The 20164-nt window shown below is 75.1% G+C and carries 20 protein-coding genes; 13 read left to right on the plus strand and 7 right to left on the minus strand.

Features of this window, described 5'->3' with window-relative positions; translation table 11 throughout:
* Positions 1 to 31: 31 nt before the first annotated feature.
* The 6 genes from argB to argH are packed head-to-tail and all read left to right on the plus strand — an operon-like array spanning position 32 to position 6335.
* Complete coding sequence (gene argB / locus V6U81_RS15255; protein WP_334489746.1) at positions 32 to 922, plus strand: acetylglutamate kinase; 891 nt, start codon at positions 32 to 34, stop codon at positions 920 to 922.
* Positions 919 to 2166 (plus strand): acetylornithine transaminase, encoded by a 1248-nt coding sequence (locus tag V6U81_RS15260; RefSeq protein ID WP_334489750.1) that lies wholly within the window; start codon positions 919 to 921, stop codon positions 2164 to 2166. The genes argB and V6U81_RS15260 overlap by 4 nt, the downstream gene beginning before the upstream one ends.
* Complete coding sequence (argF, locus tag V6U81_RS15265) at positions 2163 to 3143, plus strand: ornithine carbamoyltransferase (protein WP_334489752.1); 981 nt, start codon at positions 2163 to 2165, stop codon at positions 3141 to 3143. Before V6U81_RS15260 ends, argF begins: the two co-directional genes overlap by 4 nt.
* Positions 3140 to 3655, plus strand: a complete 516-nt coding sequence (locus tag V6U81_RS15270) for an arginine repressor (RefSeq protein WP_334489754.1) — start codon at positions 3140 to 3142, stop codon at positions 3653 to 3655. The genes argF and V6U81_RS15270 overlap by 4 nt, the downstream gene beginning before the upstream one ends.
* The gene (locus V6U81_RS15275) at positions 3652 to 4857 is read left to right on the plus strand and encodes an argininosuccinate synthase (protein WP_334489756.1); all 1206 of its coding nucleotides are present in this window, start codon (positions 3652 to 3654) and stop codon (positions 4855 to 4857) included. The genes V6U81_RS15270 and V6U81_RS15275 overlap by 4 nt, the downstream gene beginning before the upstream one ends.
* A 14-nt stretch (positions 4858 to 4871) precedes the next feature.
* Complete coding sequence (argH, locus tag V6U81_RS15280) at positions 4872 to 6335, plus strand: argininosuccinate lyase (RefSeq protein WP_334489836.1); 1464 nt, start codon at positions 4872 to 4874, stop codon at positions 6333 to 6335.
* A gap of 38 nt (positions 6336 to 6373) precedes the next feature.
* Here argH and V6U81_RS15285 read toward each other — a convergent pair whose 3' ends face one another.
* The 3 genes from V6U81_RS15285 to V6U81_RS15295 form a co-directional block, all read right to left on the minus strand.
* Positions 6374 to 6727 (minus strand): MmcQ/YjbR family DNA-binding protein, encoded by a 354-nt coding sequence (locus tag V6U81_RS15285; RefSeq protein ID WP_334489758.1) that lies wholly within the window; start codon positions 6725 to 6727, stop codon positions 6374 to 6376.
* Positions 6724 to 9285 carry an AMP-binding protein gene (locus V6U81_RS15290; protein WP_334489838.1) on the minus strand — a complete coding sequence of 854 codons (2562 nt, stop codon included), beginning with the start codon at positions 9283 to 9285 and terminating at the stop codon, positions 6724 to 6726. The genes V6U81_RS15285 and V6U81_RS15290 overlap by 4 nt, the downstream gene beginning before the upstream one ends.
* A gap of 128 nt (positions 9286 to 9413) precedes the next feature.
* Positions 9414 to 9854 (minus strand): hypothetical protein, encoded by a 441-nt coding sequence (locus tag V6U81_RS15295; RefSeq protein ID WP_334489761.1) that lies wholly within the window; start codon positions 9852 to 9854, stop codon positions 9414 to 9416.
* A 263-nt stretch (positions 9855 to 10117) separates the two neighbouring features.
* On the opposite strand from V6U81_RS15295, the gene V6U81_RS15300 reads away from it, so the two are divergent.
* The 5 genes from V6U81_RS15300 (at position 10118) to V6U81_RS15320 (ending at position 14060) form a co-directional block, all read left to right on the plus strand.
* The gene (locus V6U81_RS15300; protein WP_334489764.1) at positions 10118 to 10756 is read left to right on the plus strand and encodes a DNA-3-methyladenine glycosylase; all 639 of its coding nucleotides are present in this window, start codon (positions 10118 to 10120) and stop codon (positions 10754 to 10756) included.
* Positions 10757 to 10843: 87 nt separating this feature from the next.
* Positions 10844 to 11923, plus strand: a complete 1080-nt coding sequence (locus V6U81_RS15305) for a WD40/YVTN/BNR-like repeat-containing protein (protein WP_334489767.1) — start codon at positions 10844 to 10846, stop codon at positions 11921 to 11923.
* Between the two features lie 2 nt (positions 11924 to 11925).
* Positions 11926 to 12201: a ubiquitin-like small modifier protein 1 gene (locus tag V6U81_RS15310; protein WP_334489769.1), complete on the plus strand. Its 276-nt coding sequence runs from the start codon at positions 11926 to 11928 to the stop codon at positions 12199 to 12201.
* A gap of 126 nt (positions 12202 to 12327) precedes the next feature.
* On the plus strand, positions 12328 to 13440 hold the full coding sequence (locus tag V6U81_RS15315) for an LLM class flavin-dependent oxidoreductase (protein ID WP_334489771.1): 1113 nt from the start codon (positions 12328 to 12330) through the stop codon (positions 13438 to 13440).
* Positions 13437 to 14060: an FMN reductase gene (locus V6U81_RS15320; protein WP_334489774.1), complete on the plus strand. Its 624-nt coding sequence runs from the start codon at positions 13437 to 13439 to the stop codon at positions 14058 to 14060. The genes V6U81_RS15315 and V6U81_RS15320 overlap by 4 nt, the downstream gene beginning before the upstream one ends.
* Positions 14061 to 14063: 3 nt before the next feature.
* Here the strand turns inward: V6U81_RS15320 and V6U81_RS15325 are convergent, their stop codons facing one another.
* The 3 genes from V6U81_RS15325 to V6U81_RS15335 all read right to left on the minus strand — a co-directional run bounded on the left by V6U81_RS15325 (position 14064) and on the right by V6U81_RS15335 (position 18669).
* Positions 14064 to 14939: a universal stress protein gene (locus tag V6U81_RS15325; protein WP_334489777.1), complete on the minus strand. Its 876-nt coding sequence runs from the start codon at positions 14937 to 14939 to the stop codon at positions 14064 to 14066.
* A 139-nt stretch (positions 14940 to 15078) separates the two neighbouring features.
* The gene (locus tag V6U81_RS15330; RefSeq protein WP_334489780.1) at positions 15079 to 15975 is read right to left on the minus strand and encodes a universal stress protein; all 897 of its coding nucleotides are present in this window, start codon (positions 15973 to 15975) and stop codon (positions 15079 to 15081) included.
* Positions 15976 to 15996: 21 nt separating this feature from the next.
* The gene (locus V6U81_RS15335) at positions 15997 to 18669 is read right to left on the minus strand and encodes a cation-translocating P-type ATPase (RefSeq protein ID WP_334489783.1); all 2673 of its coding nucleotides are present in this window, start codon (positions 18667 to 18669) and stop codon (positions 15997 to 15999) included.
* A 178-nt stretch (positions 18670 to 18847) separates the two neighbouring features.
* On the opposite strand from V6U81_RS15335, the gene V6U81_RS15340 reads away from it, so the two are divergent.
* Together V6U81_RS15340 and V6U81_RS15345 are read left to right on the plus strand one after the other, a co-directional pair.
* Complete coding sequence (locus V6U81_RS15340) at positions 18848 to 19267, plus strand: Hsp20/alpha crystallin family protein (protein WP_334489785.1); 420 nt, start codon at positions 18848 to 18850, stop codon at positions 19265 to 19267.
* A gap of 59 nt (positions 19268 to 19326) precedes the next feature.
* Positions 19327 to 19797, plus strand: a complete 471-nt coding sequence (locus V6U81_RS15345; RefSeq protein WP_334489788.1) for a cyclic nucleotide-binding domain-containing protein — start codon at positions 19327 to 19329, stop codon at positions 19795 to 19797.
* 75 nt (positions 19798 to 19872) lie between these two features.
* Here V6U81_RS15345 and V6U81_RS15350 read toward each other — a convergent pair whose 3' ends face one another.
* On the minus strand, positions 19873 to 20163 hold the full coding sequence (locus V6U81_RS15350; RefSeq protein ID WP_334489791.1) for a hypothetical protein: 291 nt from the start codon (positions 20161 to 20163) through the stop codon (positions 19873 to 19875).
* Position 20164 lies beyond the last annotated feature (1 nt).

The raw sequence follows: 20164 nt of genomic DNA on the forward strand, positions 1-20164 counted from the left end.
CCGCAGTCGCGAACGAAAGGCGGGCTCGGGCATGAGCCTCTCCGCGGACCTCACCCGGGCCCAGGTCAAGGCCGAGACGCTGATCGAGGCGCTGCCCTGGCTGGCCCGCTTCTCCGGCGCCACCGTGGTGGTCAAGTACGGCGGCAACGCCATGGTCGACCCCGCGCTCCAGCGCGCCTTCGCCGCCGACATGGTCTTCCTGCGGTACGCCGGCCTGAAGCCGGTCGTCGTGCACGGCGGCGGGCCGCAGATCTCGGCCATGCTCGGCCGGCTCGGCATCGCCAGCGAGTTCAAGGGCGGCCTGCGGGTCACCACGCCCGAGGCGATGGACGTGGTCCGGATGGTGCTCGTCGGGCAGGTGGGCCGGGAACTGGTCGGGCTGATCAACGCGTACGGCCCGTTCGCCGTCGGTCTCTCCGGCGAGGACGCCGGCCTCTTCACCGCCGTGCGCCGCCCCGCGTACGTCGACGGGCTCCCCGTCGACGTCGGGCAGGTCGGCGACGTGGAGTCGGTGAACGTCTCCGCCGTCGCGGACCTCATCGCGGCCGGCCGGATCCCGGTGATCTCCACCGTCGCGCCGGACGCCGACGGGGTGCTGCACAACCTCAACGCCGACACCGCCGCGGCCGCGCTCGCCGTCGCCCTGGACGCCCGCAAGCTGGTCGTCCTCACCGACGTGCCCGGCCTCTACGCCGACTGGCCGGACACCACCAGCCTGGTCAGCGAGATCAGCACCGACGACCTGGCCAAGCTGCTGCCGTCCCTGGAGTCGGGCATGGTGCCGAAGATGGAGGCCTGCCTGCGGGCGGTGCGGCAGGGAGTGCCCGCCGCGCACGTCGTCGACGGCCGGGTCGCCCACTCCACGCTGCTGGAAGTGTTCACCTCGGAAGGATTCGGCACGATGGTCGTGAGCGCGGAATGAGCACGCTGGTCGAGCGCTGGGGCGCGGCCCTGATGGACAACTACGGCACCCCGCCGCTGGCGCTGGTCTCCGGCTCCGGCGCCGTCGTGGTCGACGAGGCCGGCCGGGAGTACGTCGATCTGCTCGGCGGCATCGCGGTCAACGCCCTCGGGCACGCCCACCCGGCCGTGGTCGCCGCCGTCTCCCGGCAGGTCGCCACCCTCGGGCACGTCTCCAACCTCTTCGTCGCCGAGCCGCCGGTGGCCCTCGCCGAGCTGCTGCTGGCCCTGGCGGGCCGGCCCGGCCGGGTCTTCTTCGCCAACTCCGGCGCCGAGGCCAACGAGGCTGCGTTCAAGCTGTCCCGGCTCACCGGGCGTACCCACGTCGTCGCCACCGAGGGCGGCTTCCACGGCCGGACCATGGGCGCCCTCGCGCTCACCGGCCAACCGAGCAAGACCGACCCGTTCCGCCCGCTGCCGGGCGACGTCACGCACGTGCCGTACGGCGACGTCGACGCGCTGGCCGCCGTGGTGACCGACGCGACCGCGATGGTGATCCTGGAGCCGATCCAGGGTGAGAACGGCGTCGTCGTCCCGCCCGCCGGCTACCTGGCCGAGGCGCGGCGGATCACCGCCCGGCACGGCGCGCTGCTCGTCCTCGACGAGGTGCAGACCGGCGTCGGCCGCACCGGGCACTGGTTCGCCCACCAGGCCGAGGGTGTCGAGCCGGACGTGGTGACGCTGGCCAAGGGGCTCGGCGGTGGGCTGCCGATCGGGGCCTGCCTCGCCTTCGGCCGGGCCGCCGAACTGCTCGCCCCCGGGTCGCACGGCACCACCTTCGGCGGCAACCCGGTCAGCTGTGCCGCCGCCCTCGCCGTGGTCGCCACCATCGCCAGCGAAGGGCTGCTCGACCACGTCAAGCGGGTCGGCGAGCGGCTGCGCCGGGGCGTCGAGGCGCTCGGCCACCCGCTGGTCGCCGAGGTGCGCGGCGCCGGTCTGCTGCTCGGCATCGTGCTCACCGCGCCGGTCTCCGGCCCGGTCAGCACCGCCCTGCGCGAGGCGGGCTTCCTGGTCAACCCGGTACAGCCCGGCGTGGTCCGGCTCGCCCCGCCGCTGATCCTCACCGCCGCCCAGGTCGACGCCTTCCTCACCGCCCTTCCGGCGGCCCTCGACGCGGCGGCCCCGGCGTCGTCCACCACCAGCGCGGCCGGCCCCGCGGCCGGGCCCGCCACCGCCAGCCCGCTCAGCACGGAGGTCGACGCATGATCCGGCACTTCCTGCGCGACGACGACCTGACCCCCGCCGAGCAGTCCACCGTGCTGGACCTGGCGGCCCGGATGAAGGCCGACCGGTTCGCGTTCCAGCCCCTCGCCGGGCCGCGCTCGGTCGCGGTGCTCTTCGACAAGCAGAGCCTGCGCACCCGGATCTCCTTCGACGCCGGCATCGCCGAGCTCGGCGGCCACCCCCTGGTGGTGGACACCCAGGTCACCCACTTCGGCCGGGGCGAGACCCTCGCCGACGCCGGCCGGGTGCTCTCCCGCTACGTCGCCGCCATCGTGCTGCGCACCCACGGCGACGACCGGATCGCCGACGTCGCCCAGGGCGCGACGGTGCCGGTGGTCAACGCGCTCACCGACACCTACCACCCCTGCCAGCTCCTCGCCGACCTGCTGACCGTCCGTGAGCACTGCGGCGACACGCGGGGCCGGGTCCTGGCGTACGTCGGCGACGCGGCGAACAACATGGCCCACTCGTACCTGCTGGCCGGGGCGACCGCCGGGATGCACGTCCGGATCGCCGGCCCCGCCGGCTTCCAGCCCGATCCGCAGATCGTGGCGCGGGCCGAGAAGATCGCCGCCGGCACCGGCGGATCGGTCCGGGCGCTCACCGACCCGGTCGAGGCGGTCCGCGACGCCGACGTGGTCGCCACCGACACCTGGACGTCGATGGGGCAGGAGGACGACGGCCTCGACCGGCTCACCCCCTTCCTGCCGTACCAGGTGAACGACGCGCTGCTCAGCCACGCCGGACCGGAGGTGATCGTGCTGCACTGCCTGCCCGCCCACCGGGGCGAGGAGATCACCGACGAGGTGCTCGACGGGCCGCGGAGCGCGGTCTTCGACCAGGCGGAGAATCGCCTGCACGCCCAGAAGGCGCTGCTGACGTATCTCCTGGAGGCTTCCGGGAGCGCGAGGAGTGAGCTTGCGAGCCCCGCAGTCGCGACCAAGGGAGTGCGAGCATGACCGCCCCGCTGACCCGCGCCGCCCGGCACGGCCGCATCGTCGAGCTGATCCGCGACAAGGCGATCCACTCGCAGGCCGAACTGGCCGACCTGCTCGCCGGCGACGGCATCCAGGTCACCCAGGCCACCCTCTCCCGCGACCTCAAGGAGCTGGGCGCGGTCACCGCGCGCGGCGGCGACGGGCGCGGCGTCTACCTGATCCCCGAGGATGGCCAGCGCCCGCTGCGCGACGCCGAGGCCGCCCCGGCCCGGCTCGTCCGGCTGCTGCGCGAACTGCTCAACGGGGTCGACTCCAGCGGCAACATCGCCGTACTGCGCACCCCGCCGGGCGCAGCCCACTACCTGGCCAGCGCGTTGGACCGAGCGGGCCTGCCCGAGATCGTCGGCACCATCGCCGGCGACGACACCATCCTCGTCGTGGCCCGCGAGGCCACCGGCGGGGCCGCGCTCGGCGACAAGCTCGCCGGGTGGGCCCACCGGGAAGAACACGTTGAAGGGAGCACCACACCATGACCGAGCGGGTCGTCCTTGCCTACTCCGGAGGTCTCGACACCTCCGTGGCCATTCCGTACCTCGCCGACCAGACCGGCGCCGAGGTCATCGCGGTCGCGGTGGACGTCGGCCAGGGCGGCGAGGATCTCGACGCCATCCGGCAGCGCGCCCTGGACTGCGGCGCCGTCGAGTCCGAGGTGGTCGACGCGCGCGACGAGTTCGCCGCCGACTACTGCCTGCCGGCGATGCGGGCCAACGCGCTCTACATGGACCGCTACCCGCTGGTCTCCGCGCTGTCCCGGCCGCTGATCGTCAAGCACCTGGTCGCCGCGGCCCGCAAGCACGGCGGCACCATCGTGTCGCACGGCTGCACCGGCAAGGGCAACGACCAGGTCCGCTTCGAGGTCGGCCTGAACGCGCTCGCCCCCGACCTGAAGATCATCGCCCCGGCCCGGGACTTCGCCTGGACCCGGGACAAGGCCATCGCCTTCGCCGAGGAGAAGGGCCTGCCGATCGACGTGTCGGCCAAGTCGCCGTACTCGATCGACCAGAACCTCTGGGGCCGCGCCGTGGAGACCGGCTTCCTCGAGGACATCTGGAACGGCCCGATCGAGGACCTCTACTCGTACACGTCCGACCCGGCCGAGCCGCGCGACGCCGACGAGGTCGTGATCACCTTCGACGCCGGCAACCCGGTCGCCATCGACGGCGAGACCGTCACCCCGTACCAGGCGATCCTGGAGCTCAACCGGCGCGCCGGCGCCCAGGGCGTCGGCCGGCTCGACATGGTCGAGGACCGGCTGGTCGGCATCAAGAGCCGCGAGGTGTACGAGGCCCCCGGCGCGATCGCGCTGATCGCCGCCCACCAGGAGCTGGAGGCGGTCACCGTCGAGCGGGACCTGGCCCGGTTCAAGCGCGGCGTCGACCAGCGCTGGGGCGAGCTGGTCTACGACGGCCTCTGGTTCTCGCCGCTGAAGAACTCCCTGGACGCGTTCATCGACGACGCCCAGCGGCACGTCTCCGGCGAGGTGCGGCTCACCCTGCACGGCGGCCGGGCCACCGTCACCGGCCGGCGCTCCGAGGCCAGCCTCTACGACTTCGGCATGGCCACCTACGACACCGGCGACACCTTCGACCAGTCCCTCGCCAAGGGCTTCGTGCAGCTCTGGGGCCTGCCGAGCAAGATGGCCGCCGCCCGGGACGCCCGGCTGGGTGGCTCCTGACCGTGGGGACCAGAATGGGCGGGGTGGACGACAAGAGCCTGACCGAAAACAGCGCCGCCACCAACCGGACGAGCCTGTGGGGCGGCCGGTTCGCCGGCGGCCCCGCCGAGGCCCTCGCGCGGCTGTCGGTGAGCGTCCAGTTCGATTGGCGCCTCGCCCCGTACGACCTCGCCGGCTCCCGGGCGCACGCCCGGGTGCTGGCCGGCGCCGGGCTGCTCGACCCGGACGAGCTGGGCCGGATCCTCGCCGCGCTGGACGACCTGGAGGCGGCCTGCGCCTCCGGGCAGTTCCGCCCCACCATCGACGACGAGGACGTGCACACCGCGCTGGAGCGTGGCCTGCTGGAGCGGTTGGGCAGCCTCGGCGGCAAGCTGCGCGCCGGCCGGTCCCGCAACGACCAGGTCGCCACCGACCTGCGGCTCTACCTGCGTGACCACGCCCGGGGGGTGGCCGGCCGGCTGGTCGAGCTGGCCGAGGCCCTGGTCGAGCAGGCCGAGCGGCACGTGGACACGGCCGCGCCCGGAATGACCCACCTCCAGCACGCCCAGCCGGTCACCTTCGGGCACTGGCTGCTCGCCCACGTGCAGCCGTTGCTGCGGGACCTGGAGCGGTTGCGCGACTGGGATCACCGGACGGCGATCAGCCCGCTCGGCGCGGGCGCGCTGGCCGGCTCGGGCCTGCCGCTGGACCCGGTGGCGGTCGCCAAGGAGCTGGGTTTCCGCACGTCCTTCGCCAACTCGATGGACGCGGTCGCCGACCGGGACTTCGTCGCCGAGTTCCTCTTCGTCACCGCGCTGGTCGGCGTGCACCTGTCCCGCCTCGGCGAGGAGGTGGTGCTCTGGACCTCGCACGAGTTCGGCTGGGTGGAGCTGGACGACGCCTTCGCCACCGGATCGTCGATCATGCCGCAGAAGAAGAACGCGGACATCGCCGAGCTGGCCCGGGGCAAGTCAGGCCGGCTGGTCGGCGGGCTGATGACCGTGCTCACCATGCTCAAGGGCCTGCCCATGACGTACGACCGGGACATGCAGGAGGACAAGGAGCCGGCCTTCGACGCGGTCGACACCCTGGAGCTGCTGCTGCCGGCGCTCGCCGGGATGATCTCCACGATGACGGTCCGGGTCGACCGGCTGGTCGCCGCAGCGCCGGTGGGCTTCTCGCTGGCCACCGAGGTGGCCGACTGGCTGGTCCGCCGCGGCGTGCCGTTCCGCGACGCGCACGAGATCACCGGCAAACTGGTGGCGCTCTGCGTGGCCCGGGAGTGCGCCCTGGACGAGGTCTCCGACGCCGACCTGGCCACGGTCAGCGAACACCTCGACCCGTCGGTGCGCGACGTGCTCTCGGTGCGCTCGGCGCTCGCCGCGCGGACCACGCCCGGCTCCACCGGGCCCGGCCCGGTCACCGACCAGCTCGCCGCCGCAGCGGACAAGCTGGCCGGCTGGCGGGAGTGGGCGGCCGAGCAGGTCGTACCCCGCTGAGGTCGTCGGGGTCGGCGCGGCGTGGGCCGCGCCGACCCTCAGGCCGTCGGCCGCTCCCGCTTCGGCAGCTTCGCCACCACCGCCTCGTACGAGGCGTCGGCCGCCTCGGTCAGCTCGTCGTCGGGGATGTCGCCGTCGAGCCGCAGGCTGTTCCAGCCCGACCGCCCGATGTACGGCGACGCCTTCGCGTCCGCCGGGAACCGGTGCAGCCACTCGTCGGCCACCTCCCGGCTGGGCCCGCACTTCACGCCGAGTCGTGCCTCGCCGTCCGGGGCGCCGAGGAAGGCGAAGATCCGACTGCCCACCTTCACCACCTCGTCGCCCTCCCAGGGCCGGTCCAGCCAGGCGCCCGGCATCGCCAGGCAGTACGCCAGCATCTCCTCGCGCGTCATCGTGTCCTCCCGGTGGCACGGTTGCCCGCCCAGTCTGGCCGACCCGGACCTTGATCGGTTACCGAGGACCATCGCGGGCGCCACCGGGACAGCCACCGGCCGGACCGGTTGACCAGCGCGGCGTACCCGATGCCCAGCGCCAGCGACGCGGCCAGCGCGACCAGCGGCAGGTCCCGCAGGTGCGGGTAGACCTGCCAGTGGGTCAGGTAGATGTAGAGCGAGCTGCCGGCCAGCACCCCGGCCACCCGGTTGACCGGCCCGAGGCTCGGCACGGTCGGCAGCCAGGTCAGCAGGGCGAAGCCGGCGACGATCAGCGCCTCCCGCTGCGGCTGGCCGAAGAAGCCCGGCACGGTCGCCGCGGCGGCGGCGGTCACCAGCAGCCGCTGTCGGACCCCGACGGCCCGGGCGGACGCCCAGCCGAGCGCGAAGAGCCAGAACGCGACCACCCCGGTGGGCAGGTCGTAGCGGGCGTCCAGGCCGAGCAGGTCGTACCGGCTGACCAGGCCGAGCCCGGCGAGGGCGACCGGCAGGCCGAACGGGAAGCGCCGTTCCAGCCGGTCGATGCGGGGCACGGCCAGCAGCGCGGCCATCGCCAGCAGGATCGTCACCAGCGCCTCGATGAACCAGAAGTGCCACTCGGTCCGCCCGTCCGCCGGCCCGACCAGGCTGTTGAGCAGCAGCAGGGTGCTCAGCCGGTACTGGTCGGTGAGCACCAGCATCGCCGCGATCCAGGCCATGGTGGGCAGCACGATCCGGCCCAGTCCGGCGCGGATCTGGCGCAGCCGGCCGGCCCGCCCGGTGTCGGTGAGCTGGAACCGGGCGAAGTTGAAGCCGGCGACGGCGAGCAGCAGGTGGGCGCCGCCGGTGAGGGTGAACAGCGGGATGTGCGAGCCGACGATCAGCACGATCGCCACCGCGCGCAGCGCCACGCTGGTCTCCAGCGAGCGGCGCCGGCGGGGCCGTCCGACGGGCGGCGCGGGGAGCGACCCGATCGGCAGCAGGTGCCAGTTCGGCGGGAGCTGGCCGAGCAGCTGCTCCAGCCGGACCGACATCTCGACGTACGACAGCGAGTCGCCGCCCAGGTCGACGAAGCTGCGGTCCGGGGTGACGTCGGTGCGGTCCAGCACCTCGGCGTAGAGCTGGCACAGGTCGGCGGCCGGCGCGACGGACGGTGGCGCGGTCGGTGGGGCAGCCGTGGCCAGCGCGCGCAGCGCCGGGTGGTCCACCTTCCCGTTGGCCAGCCGGGGCAGCTCGGCCAGCGACAGCACCCGGACCGCGCGGGGCGGCAGGCCCACCTCCCGGGCGACCAGCCGGCGGACCCGGCCCGGTTCGCCCTCCCCGGCCACGGCGACCAGCAGCTCGTCGTCGGCGCCCAGGCAGGCCGCCGCCACCCCGTGCGCGGCTAGCAGCGCCTCGACCCGCTGCGGGTCGACCCGCAGGCCGAGGATCTTGGCGAACCGGCTGCGCCGGCCCACCAGCTCCCAGAGGCCGTCCGGGCCGCGCCGGGCCAGGTCGCCGGTGTGCAGCTCCTCGACGGTACGGCCCGAGGCGAGGTCCGCCGGGCTCTCGGCGTAGCCGAGCATCACGTTGCGCCCGGTGTACACCAGCTCACCCACGCCGTCGGGCTGGTCGGCCACCGGCGCGAGCCGGAACCGGCCGCCGGGGACCGGCACGCCGATCGCCTCCGGCCGGGTCAGCGCCAGGTCGGGCGGCAGATACGCCATCCGCGCGGTGGCCTCGGTCTGGCCGTACATGACGAAGAGGTCCCAGCCGGCGCGCCGACCCAGCTCGGCGAAGCGGACCACCTTCTCCGGCGCGAGGCGCCCGCCGGCGACCGTGACGTAGCGCAGGTGCGGCAGGTTCATCGCGGCGAAGCCGACCCGGTCCAGCAGGTCGAAGGTGTACGGCACCCCGGCCAGGCTGGTGGCCCGGGCGGCCCGGAACAGCTCCCAGAAGCAGTCGTCGGCCACGGAGCGGTCGGTGAGCACCAGCGCGGCGCCCCGGGCCAGGTGGCTGTGCACCACCGACAGCCCGTAGCAGTAGTGCAGCGGCAGGCTGGTCGCCGCCCGGTCGCTCTGCCGAACCCCGAGGTAGCCGGCGATCGCCTCGGCGTTGGCCTGGAGGTTGTCGGGCGAGAGCCGGACCAGCTTCGGTGAGCCGGTCGACCCGGAGGTGCTCAGCAGCAGCGCCAGGTCGGGGTGCAGGTCGTGCGCCGAGCCGGCCCGCCGCTCGGTGAGCGTCCACGTGCCGTCGACCGGGCCGGCCACCACGTCCGGGTCGTACGCCCGGGTCAGCGCCGCGGTCGCGGGGCCGTCGCCGGGCACCAGCAGGACCGGATGCCCGCCGCGCAGCGCGCCGAGGTAGGTCACCAGCGCGTCGACGGTGTTGGCGCCGGCCACCAGGACGAGCCGCCGGTGCCCGCCGAGCCGGCGCGCGACGTCGTCGACGCGGGCGGCCAGCTCGGCGTACGACATGGTTCCGGCGGCGGTCACGACGGCGGGACGGTCGCCGTGGCGGGCCAGCTCGCGGACGAACGGCACCTCGGCGACGGCCGGCATCAGCTCGGGCGGTGAGGTCACGGCGGCAATACTAAGGTAAGCCTTCCCTCACCGATCGGGCCGGGCGGCGGGGATCGTCGGGGAAGCGTCCCCGGAGCCGCTGGTCACGGCCCCGGGAACGCCCCACCTCACTTGACGATGGTGACGATGTGCTCCTCGAACAGCGACACGCAGCCCGTGTCGCCGCAGACCAGGGCGGACGCCGATCCCCAGGCCTCGCCGGTGCGGAACGGCCGGTCGGACGCGACCACGGTGAGCTGCACCTGCTGAGGCGTGCCGTCGCAGGTCACCTCCTTCGTCGCGGTGCCCTTCGCGAGGCGGTTCGCCGCGCTCTGGGTGAGGTTGACCTGGACGCTGCCGTAGGAGCCCGGGTCGCAGGTGACGGTCACCGCGGCGAACGCCACGGCGCCCTTCGCGTCGATCGTTGCCTCGCTGCCCAGCTCCAGAAACCGGAGCGGGCCGGTCTCCGACACCACCGCCGCGGCGGCGGGCTGCGCGGTCGCCAGGACCGCGCCGAGCGCCAGCGCGCCGAGCGCGGCCAGCGAGGTCCGGGACGTGAGTGCCTTCATGGGTTTCTCCTTCTCGATGGGACGACCGTGGTCCATCACGGGCGGCGGGCCCGGCGAGCGGACCGCGCGCCGCCCGGCGGGCCGGGCCCGCCGGACGGTCGTGTCTCCACCACCCCCGTGTGTGCCGCCCCGGTGAGGCGGGCGACAGGAGTGACACCCGCGGGGGCGGTGCCCGGTTGCGGCGGATCGACAGGTGTCAGCTTCGTGACAGCTGCCTTCCCCGGCGACGGGCCGTCGGCGCGGGCCCCGGATAGGGTCGGCCCATGTCGTCACGGGGTGAGCGGGTGACCAGCCAGGTCGACGGCGCGCTGGCCGAGCTGCTCGCCGGGCCGGTGCTGCCGGCCGCGCAGGGGTTGCTCGGCTGCCGGCTCTCCGCCGGCGGGGTCACCGTCCGGATCACCGAGGTCGAGGCGTACGCGGGGACGGCCGGCGACCCGGCGTCGCACGCGTACCGGGGGCGTACCCCGCGCAACACGGTGATGTTCGGCCCGGCCGGGCACGCCTACGTCTACTTCACCTACGGCATGCACTGGTGCATGAACGTGGTCACCGGGTCGGACGGCGAGGCCGCCGCGGTGCTGGTGCGCGCCGGCGAGGTGGTCGACGGCATCGCCGAGGCCCGCGCCCGCCGTCCCGCCGTACGCCGGGACGTGGACCTCGCCCGGGGCCCGGCGCGGCTCTGCGCCACCCTCGGCATCGACCGCTCCGCGTACGGCGTGGACCTGCTCGGCGACGGCCCGGTCCGGCTGCGCCCGGCGGTGACGCCGGTGCCCGCGGCGGACGTCTCGGCCGGTCCCCGGGTCGGCGTGACCGGCGCGCACGACCTGCCCTGGCGCTTCTGGATCACCGGCGACCCGACGGTGAGCAGCTACCGCCGGCACGTGCCGCGAAGCCGGGGCTGAGTCCGCCTCCGGCGTGGTCCTGGCGTTTCTGTCGGTGGGTGTGGCCATAATCACGCCACGCGCTCGCCAATGGATCGGAGGACGGTCATGCCCACGCTGCTCGCGATCGGCACCGCCAAGGGGCTCTTCCTGGCCACCCGGGAGGGCGCCCGCGCCGACTGGGAGGTGAGCGGGCCGCACTTCCCGATGACCGGGGTCTACGCCGTCGCCGTGGACCGGCGGCGCGGCACGCCCCGGCTGCTCGCCGGCATGACCAGCTCGCATTTCGGGCCGAGCGTCGCCACCAGTGACGACCTGGGCGCCTCCTGGGTCGAGCCCGAGCAGGCGCCGGTCGCCTTCCCGGCCGACACCGGGGCCACCCTCGGCCGGGTCTGGCAGCTCACCCCGGCCGGCCCCGACGCTCCCGACGTGGTCTGGGCCGGCACCGAGCCCTCGGCGCTGTTCCGCTCCGACGACGGCGGGCACAGCTTCACCCTGGTCCGCTCGCTCTGGGACCACCCGCACCGGGAGGAGTGGGGCGCCGGCTTCGGCGGGCAGGCCGTGCACACGGTGCTGCCGCACCCGACCGATCCGCAACGGATCACCGTCGCGATGTCCACCGGCGGCGTCTACCGTTCGGCCGACGCCGGGGCGAGCTGGTCCCCGGCCAACACCGGCATCCGCGCCTACTTCCTCCCCGACGAGTGGCCCGAGTTCGGCCAGTGCGTGCACAAGATCGCCCGGGACGCCGGCAACTCCGATCGGCTCTACGCGCAGAACCACCACGGCGTCTACCGCTCCGACGACGACGGGCGCAGCTGGACGTCGATCGCCGCCGGCCTGCCCAGCGACTTCGGCTTCCCGATCGTGGCGCACCCGTCCCGCCCCGGCACGGTCTTCGCGTTCCCGCTGGTGGCCGACGGGGAGCGCTTCCCGGTCGAGCACCGGTGCCGGGTGTTCCGCTCCGCCGACGCCGGCGGCAAGTGGGAGCCGCTCTCGGTGGGCCTGCCGGAGGGGCCGTTCTACCCGTCGGTGCTGCGCGACGCGATGTGCGCCGGGGACTCCTCGGACGTCTACTTCGGCACCCGCTCCGGCGAGGTCTACGCCAGCCGGGACGACGGCGACTCCTGGTCCCAGGTCGCCGCCCACCTGCCCGACGTGCTCTGCGTCCGCGCCGCGGAGGTGTAGAGATGGTCACCGTCCTGGTTCCCGGTCCGCTGCGCGGCGAGGCCGGCGGCGCCAGCCGCCTCACCGTCGAGGCGTCCGGGTCGGTCGGCGCGGTCCTCGACGCGCTGGCCGCCTCCTGGCCCCGGCTGGCCCGCCGGATCCGTGACGAGCGCGGCGAGCTGCGCCGCTACGTCAACCTCTACGTGGACGGGGAGGACTGCCGGCACGCCGGGGGAGTGGCGGCGCCGGTGGCCGAGGGCGCCGAGGTCCAGGTGCTCCCCTCGGTGGCCGGCGGCTGACGCCCCCTCACCGCACCTGGCCGGGGTCGGACCCGATACGACGGAACCGGAATAGTTGATCCGTCAAACATGTTGTGCGCGTCGTCCGGGTGACACCATCCCGGTCGGACACGCGAGGAGCTGGTCATGCAGTTCGGGATCTTCACCGTCGGCGACGTCACGGTCGACCCGACCAACGGGCGGGAACCGACCGAGCATGAGCGGATCAAGGCGATGGTGGCCATCGCCGTCAAGGCCGAGGAGGTCGGCCTCGACGTCTTCGCCACCGGCGAGCACCACAACCCGCCGTTCGTGCCCTCGTCGCCCACCACCATGCTGGGCTGGATCGCGGCCCGGACCTCCCGGCTGCTGCTCTCCACCTCGACCACGCTGATCACCACCAACGACCCGGTGAAGATCGCCGAGGACTACGCCATGCTCCAGCACCTGGCCGACGGCCGGGTGGACCTGATGATGGGGCGCGGCAACACCGGTCCGGTCTACCCGTGGTTCGGCAAGGACATCCGCGCCGGCATCCCGCTGGCCATCGAGAACTACGAGCTGCTGCACCGGCTCTGGCGCGAGGACGTGGTCGACTGGAAGGGACGCTTCCGCACCCCGTTGCAGTCGTTCACCTCGACCCCCCGCCCGCTCGACGGCGTGCCGCCCTTCGTCTGGCACGGCTCCATCCGCAGCCCGGAGATCGCCGAGCAGGCCGCGTACTACGGTGACGGCTTCTTCGCCAACCACATCTTCTGGCCCAAGGAGCACACCCAGCGGATGGTCGGGCTCTACCGGGAGCGCTACGCCCACTACGGCCACGGCTCGCCCGAGCAGGCGATCGTCGGCCTCGGCGGGCAGGTGTTCGTCCGGAGGAACTCGCAGGACGCGGTCCGGGAGTTCCGGCCGTACTTCGACAACGCCCCGGTCTACGGGCACGGGCCGTCGCTGGAGGAGTTCAGCCGGGAGACCCCGCTGACCGTGGGCAGCCCGCAGGAGGTCATCGACCGGACCCTCGGCTTCCGGGAGTACGTCGGCGACTACCAGCGCCAGCTCTTCCTGGTCGACCACGCCGGCCTGCCGCTGAAGACCGTGCTGGAACAGCTCGACATCCTCGGCGAGGAGGTCGTCCCGGTGCTGCGCAAGGAGTTCGACGCGCTGCGTCCGGCGCACGTGCCCGAGGCGCCCACCCACGCGTCGCTGGTCGCCGCCCGCGAGGCGGCGGAGCTGGCCGGCGCCGGCGCGGAGAGCGCGCGATGACCCGACGTACCCTCGCCGTGGTCTCCGCCGGGCTGAGCCAGCCCTCCTCGACCCGGCTGCTCGCCGACCAGCTCGCCACGGCCGCCCGTGACGAGCTGGTCCGGCGCGGCGCCGAGGTGGAGCTGCGCACCGTCGAGCTGCGTGACCACGCCCACGACGTGGTGAACAACCTGCTCACCGGCTTCCCGTCGGGCGCGCTACGAGAGGCGCTCGACGCGGTGGCCGGCGCCGACGGGCTGATCGCCGTCACGCCGATCTTCAACGCGTCGTACAACGGGCTCTTCAAGTCCTTCTTCGACGTGCTGGACTCCGGCGCGCTGGAAGACCGGCCGGTGCTGATCGGCGCGACCGGCGGCACCGCGCGGCACTCGCTCGCCCTGGAACACGCGGTCCGCCCGATGTTCAGCTACCTGCGGGCCGTGGTGGTGCCCACCGCCGTCTTCGCCGCCCCGGAGGACTGGTCGGGCGGCAGCGCGGACGGCGCGCTGCGCGCCCGGATCCGGCGGGCCGGCGCGGAACTGGCCGACCAGATCGACCGGCGCCCGCCGTCCACCGGGCCGGCCGACCCGTTCGCCCTGACCACCGACTTCGCCGAGCTGCTCGGCCGCCGGGAGGAGTGAGGCTCAGCCCCGGTACGGGTGGGCGACCAGCACCGGGCAGTGCGCGTGCTGGGTCACCGCCTGGCTGACCGAGCCGAGCAGCAGCCCGACGAACCCACCCCGGCCGCGGGTCCCCACCGCCAGCAGCGCCGCCCCACCGCTCGCCTCGACCAGCCCCTGCGCCGGGCCGGCCGCCCGGACCGGGTGCTCCCGCACCACCAGGTCCGGGTGGTCGGCCCGGACGGCGGCGGACGCCTCGGCGAGCAGCCGCACCGCCTGCGCCCGGTACGCGGCCCGCGACTCCTCGATCTCGTCCGGCACCGCGCGCTCCTCCTCGGGCGGACCGACGTGCACCAGCACCAGCGGCGTGCCGCGGCGGACCGCCTCGTCCGCGGCGTACCCGGCGGCGAGCCGGGCGGCATCAGAGCCGTCCACCCCGGCCAGCACCGGCCCGTCCACCGGGATCGGCTGTTCCTCGGGGCGGACCACCAGCACCGGGCAGTGCGCGTGGGCGGCGACCTGGGCGCCGACCGAGCCGAGCAGCAGCCCGGCGAAGCCGCCCAGGCCCCGGCTGCCCACCACCACGAGCTCCGCGCGGCGGGACTCCTCGACCAGGGTGGCGCCCGGGCCGCCGGCGACCTGGCGTACCTCGACGGTCAGGCCGGGCCAGCGCCCGGCCAGGTCGGCCGCGGTACGGGCCAGCATCATCTCCGCCTCCGCCGACGGCGCCGGCACCCCCAGGTCGTACGGGTTCAGCGGCACCCCGTAGCCGAGCGGGTGCAGGTAGCCGTGCACCAGGTGCAGCGGCCGGGACCGCAGTACGGCGGCGTGGGCCGCGTGCTCGGCGGCGACCAGGCTGGACGGTGATCCGTCCACACCCACCACGACAGGTCGGTTCATCGGCGCTCCCAGGGTCGGTCAGGTCATTGTCGACGGATGGACCGCCCGCGTCAGGTCGGACGCGCCGTCGCGCGCCGACCCCGTACGCGCGTCCGCGCCGGCCGTGGGGAGTGGCCGACGCGGACGGGGTGGGCGGGGTTCAGTCCTTTCCACCCTCGTGGTGGTGCCGCACGATCGCCAGCGGGCTGTGCGAGTGGTGCAGCACCGCGTGGCTCACCGAACCGAGCAGCGCCCCGGCGAGGGCCCCCCGACCGTGCGCCCCGACCACGGTGAGCTGCGCCGCGGCGGACTCCTCCACCAGTACCCGGGACGCCGCGCCGTGCGCGACGCGGTGCCGCACCGGCACGTCCGGGTACCGCTCGGACCAGCCGGCCACCGCCTCGGCGAGCAGCCGCCCCTCCTCGGCGGCGAGCGCGTCCACGTCGTACACCAGCGGCAGCATGTCGCCGGGGCCGACCGGGACGGGGACGAGCCAGGCGTGCACCGCCACCAGTGCGGTGTGCCGCAGCGCGGCCTCCTCGAAGGCGAACCCGAGCGCCTCGGTAGACAACGCCGAGCCGTCTACGCCGACCAGCACCGGCCCGTCGGCCCGGGCCTCGCCCTTGACCACCAGCACCGGGCAGTCCGCGCGGGCGGAGACCTGCACCGCCGCCGAGCCGATCAGCAGCTCGGCGAAGCCGCCCAGGCCACGGTGGCCGAGCACCAGCAGCGCAGCGTCCCGGGACTCGCGCCGCAGCACCGGGGTGGGCGCGCCGTCGACCACCTCGCCGGTGACGGTGACCTCGGGTGCGATCTTGCCGGCCTCGGTGACCGCGTCGGCGACGTACCGTTCGGCCTGCTGGCGCAGGCCGGCGTCGGGCGGGCCGCCCGGGACCGGGCCCAGCGGCATGCCGTAGAGCGGCCAGATGAACGCGTGCACCACGCGCAGCGGACGGTGCCGTGCCGCGGCCTCCCGCGCGGCGACCCGCACCGCGTCCAGGGCCGAGGTGGAACCGTCGACGCCGACCACGACGGGGGCACCGGATCTGATGGTCATCACGTCCTCCTTCGTCCACCTTCAGCCTCGTCCGCGCCCGGCCGCCCGGTCAGGGCCGGTCGACCACCCGCCCCGGGCCGTTGGTCCCGTCCCGCCCAGGGGGTGCCGGGGCGCGGGCAGGGTCGGGCCGGCACCGGCGCGCCGGCCGCGGGCCAGCCGCAGCGTCAACCCCGGCAGGGTGCTCACCGCCGCGCAGGCCAGCAGGACGGCCGGCCCCAGCGGATCGGTGCCGAGCAGCTCCCGCAGCGGCGCCAGCAGCACCCCGCCGACCTGGAGCGCCGCCGACACCGCCACGGCGACGAGCAGCCCCGGGTTGGCCCGCCGGGCTCCCGGCGCCCGGGGCGAACGCACCGCCAGCGCCACGCCGAGCTGGGCCAGGCCCAGCACCACGAAGACCACCGACTGCCAGGGCAGGTCGCGGCCCGCGGCGACCACCCCGGCGCCGAGCACCACCGCCGCGATCAGCGCACCGGTGACCAGCACGTCCCGGCCGAGGCCGGCGCCGAGCACCGACTCGGACGGCGAGCGGGGCGCCCGGCGCAGCGTGCCGGGCTCCGCCGGCTCGGCGCCCAGCGCCACCCCGGGCACGCCGTGGGTGAGCAGGTTGACCCAGAGGATCTGCGCGGGCAGCAGCGGCACCGGCAGCCCGCACAGCGGTCCGAGCAGCATCACCGCGATCTCCGCCACCCCGCCGGCGAGCGCGTAGCGCAGGAACCGTCGGATGTTGTCGTAGATCCGCCGGCCCTCGCCGATCGCGGCGGCCACCGTGGACAGGTCGTCGTCGACCAGCACCAGATCGGCGGCCTGCCGGGCCACCTCGGTACCGCCGCCCATCGCCACCCCGATGTCGGCCCGGCGCAGCGCCGGGGCGTCGTTGACCCCGTCGCCGGTCATCGCCACCACGTGCCCGCGCGTCTGGAGGTCGGCGACCAGGTCGAGCTTCTGTTCCGGTTGGGTCCGGGCGAACACCCGGGTCCGCGGGTGCGCGGCGGCCGGTTCGTCGTCGTCGCCGCAGGCGAGCGGGTCGCCGTCGCGCCAGAGCCCGAGCTGCCCGCCGATCGCCGCCGCGGTGGCCGGGTGGTCCCCGGTGACCAGCAGCAGCCGTACCCCGGCGGCCTCGAACTCGGCGACGGTCCCGGCGGCCCCCGCGCGCAGCGGGTCCCCGACCGCGACCAGCCCGACGGGGCGCAGGTCGGTCGGCGCGGCCGGGTCGGGCGCCTCCTCCACCAGGGCGGTGGCCACGGCGAGGACGCGCAGCCCGGCGCCGGCCAGCCGGTGCGCGGCGGCGGCCAGCGCGGCGATCTCCCCGTCGGTGGCGTCCAGCAGCGGCGCGCTGAGGACGCTCTCCGGCGCGCCCTTGCAGACCACCAGGTAGCGCCGGTCACAGGCTCGGTGCACGGTGACCATCCGGCGGGTGGCCTGGTCGAAGGGGTGCTCGGCGAGCCGCGGCCAGGCGGCCCGGGTCGGGCCGGGGTCGAGGCCGCACCGGGCCGCGAACGCCACCAGCGCCGCCTCCAGCGGGTCGCCCACCGCGCCCCAGTCGGGCCGGTCGCCGTCGGGCGGGGAGAGCACCGCGTCGTTGCAGAGCAGCCCGGCCCGCGCCAGCCGGCGCAGCTCCTCGGGTACGACCACCGCCGCGCCGTCCCGGCGCACCGCGCCCTCCGGGGCGTACCCGACGCCGGTGATGTCGTACCTCGCCCCGTCGGCGGTGACCGCCTGCTGCACCGCCATCCGCCCCTGGGTCAGCGTGCCGGTCTTGTCCGAGGCGATCACGGTCACCGAGCCGAGCGTCTCCACCGCGTGCAACCGGCGGGGGATGGCCCGGGCGGCGGCCATCCGGCGGGCGCCCAGCGCCAGCGCCAGCGTCACCACCGCCGGCAGCGACTCCGGCACCGCCGCCACCACCAGGCTCACCGCGGTGACCGCCATCTCCACCACCGGCCGGCCGCCGGCCAGGCCGATGGCGAAGACCAATCCGGACAGGGCCACCACGGCCAGCCCGAGGACCCGGCCGAGGGCGGCCAGCCGGCGCTGCAACGGGGTGTCGGCGGGCCGGGTGCCGGCAACCAGCGTGCTGATCCGACCCAGCGCGCTCGCCGCGCCGGTCCGCAGCACCGTGCCGGCGGCCCGACCGGTGGTGACCACCGTCCCGGCGGACGCCTCCTCGCCGGCGGCCCGCCCCACCGGCACCGACTCGCCGGTCAGCGCCGACTCGTCCAGGCGCAGCCGGTTCGCGTCCACCAGCAGCACGTCGGCGGGGACCACGTCGCCGGCCTCGACCCGGACCAGGTCGTCGCGGACCACCTCGGCGGCCGGCACCACCAGGTCCCGGCCGTCCCGGACCACCCGCGCGGTCGGCGCCGCGAGCCGGTCCAGCGCGGCGACCGCCCGGTCGGCGCGTACCTCCTGCACCACGCCGATCACCGTGTTCACCGCCACCACCAGGGCGATCACCGCGGTGTCCGGCCAGTCGCCGAGGACGGTGGTGACCGCGGCCGCGGCCAGCAGCAGGGCGACCAGGGGATCGGTGAGCTGGTGCAGGACCCGGCCGGAGAGCCGCCGGCGGGGCGGCGCGGCGACGAGGTTCGGCCCGTCCGCGCGCAGTCGCTCGGCGGCCTCGACCGCACCGAGACCGGCCGGCCTCCCGGCCTCCCCGTGGTCGTCCGCCAGCACCGTCCGACCGGATGCCGTCACCGGTGACCTCCCCGCCTCACGCGGCGCGTCGCGGGCACGCCGTCCCGCTCCACCGTCCCCCGGCGGCGGTGCCCGGGGCAGAGGCGCAGCGCCCGCCCGGTCCGGGACCAACGGCCCTGACGGCGACCGCCCCGGCAGGAGTCGGATGGAGGCAGGACAACCGACAAGGAGGTCGATGATGTCCACCGTCACGAAGTTCAGGGGCGGCGGCACGCTCGCGCCGTTCGACTGGACCAACCTGTCCTGGTTCCCGCTGCTCGCGCCGACGATCCGGATCGAGGACTACCTCGACGGCGACCGGTACGTCGTCCGCGCCGAGCTGCCGGGGATCGACCCGGCCAAGGACGTCCGCATCACCCGCACCGGGGAGACCCTGCGGCTGGACGTGGTACGCCGGGAGAGCCACGCGGAGAAGGTCCGCTCCGAGTTCCACTACGGGTCCTTCTCCCGCCTGATCCCGCTGCCGCCGGGCGTCAAGCCGGAGACCATCGCCGCCCGCTACGCCGACGGCATCCTCCAGATCACCGCGGCGGTCGGCGATACCGAACCGGCCGCACGGGAGATCCCGGTCACCGTGGAGCACGGTGGGAAGCGGTGAGGCAACTCCAGGGGCCCGGCATGGCGCCGGGCCCCGCACCGTTGGAAGGGAACACCGTCATGACGCCGCTGGAGATGCTCCGCGAACACCCGTTCCTCGCCGGGCTGCCGCAGGAGTGGCTGCCCCGGCTCACCGCGTACGCCCGGCCGGTGGTCTGGCATCCGGGGCACCGGCTGTTCCGGGCCGACCAGCCGGCGGAACGGTTCTGGCTGGTCCGCGGCGGCGAGGTGGCGCTGGACTTCCCGGTGCCCGGCCGCGGTGACGTGGGGATCGAGACGATCGGCCCGGGCGGGGTGCTGGGCTGGTCCTGGCTCTTCCCGCCGTACCGGTGGCAGTTCGGCGCGGTCGCCGTGCGGCGGACCACCACGGTGGAGTTCACCGCCGAGGGGGTGCGCCGGCTGATGGAGTCCGACGACGCGCTCGGCCGGCAGCTCACCACCCGGTTCATGAGCGTGGTGGTGGATCGGCTGCAGGCGTCCCGGGTGCGGTTGCTGGACCTGTACGGCTACCCGACCTCGTCGGTGAGCTGATCCGCCCCCGCCTCTGCTCCCGGGGCCTCATTGGCAGCGGGCGATGGCCGCCCGTGCCACAGCGGGCACTGTCCGTTATCCGTCGCCGTCCCGCGCCGGGTCGGCGCGCCGGTGCACGATCAACTCGTCCACCTCCAGCCGGCCGATGCGCAGCTCCCGGATCACGGCCCGGCGCACCGCCAGCCGGCCGATCGCCAGCACGCCCAGCGCGGCGGCCCCGCCGGCGAGCGCGGACACCGCCAGTGAGCCGATCGCCGCGGCGCCGATCGCCCGGGCACCGATCGCCAGAGCGCCGGTCGCCACCGCGGCGACGGCGCGCGGACCGGCGACGGCCGGTCTACCCCGCCGCTCCCGTATCGCCCGCATG

Source organism: Micromonospora lacuserhaii (assembly GCF_036902735.1).
GTDB lineage: Bacteria > Actinomycetota > Actinomycetes > Mycobacteriales > Micromonosporaceae > Micromonospora.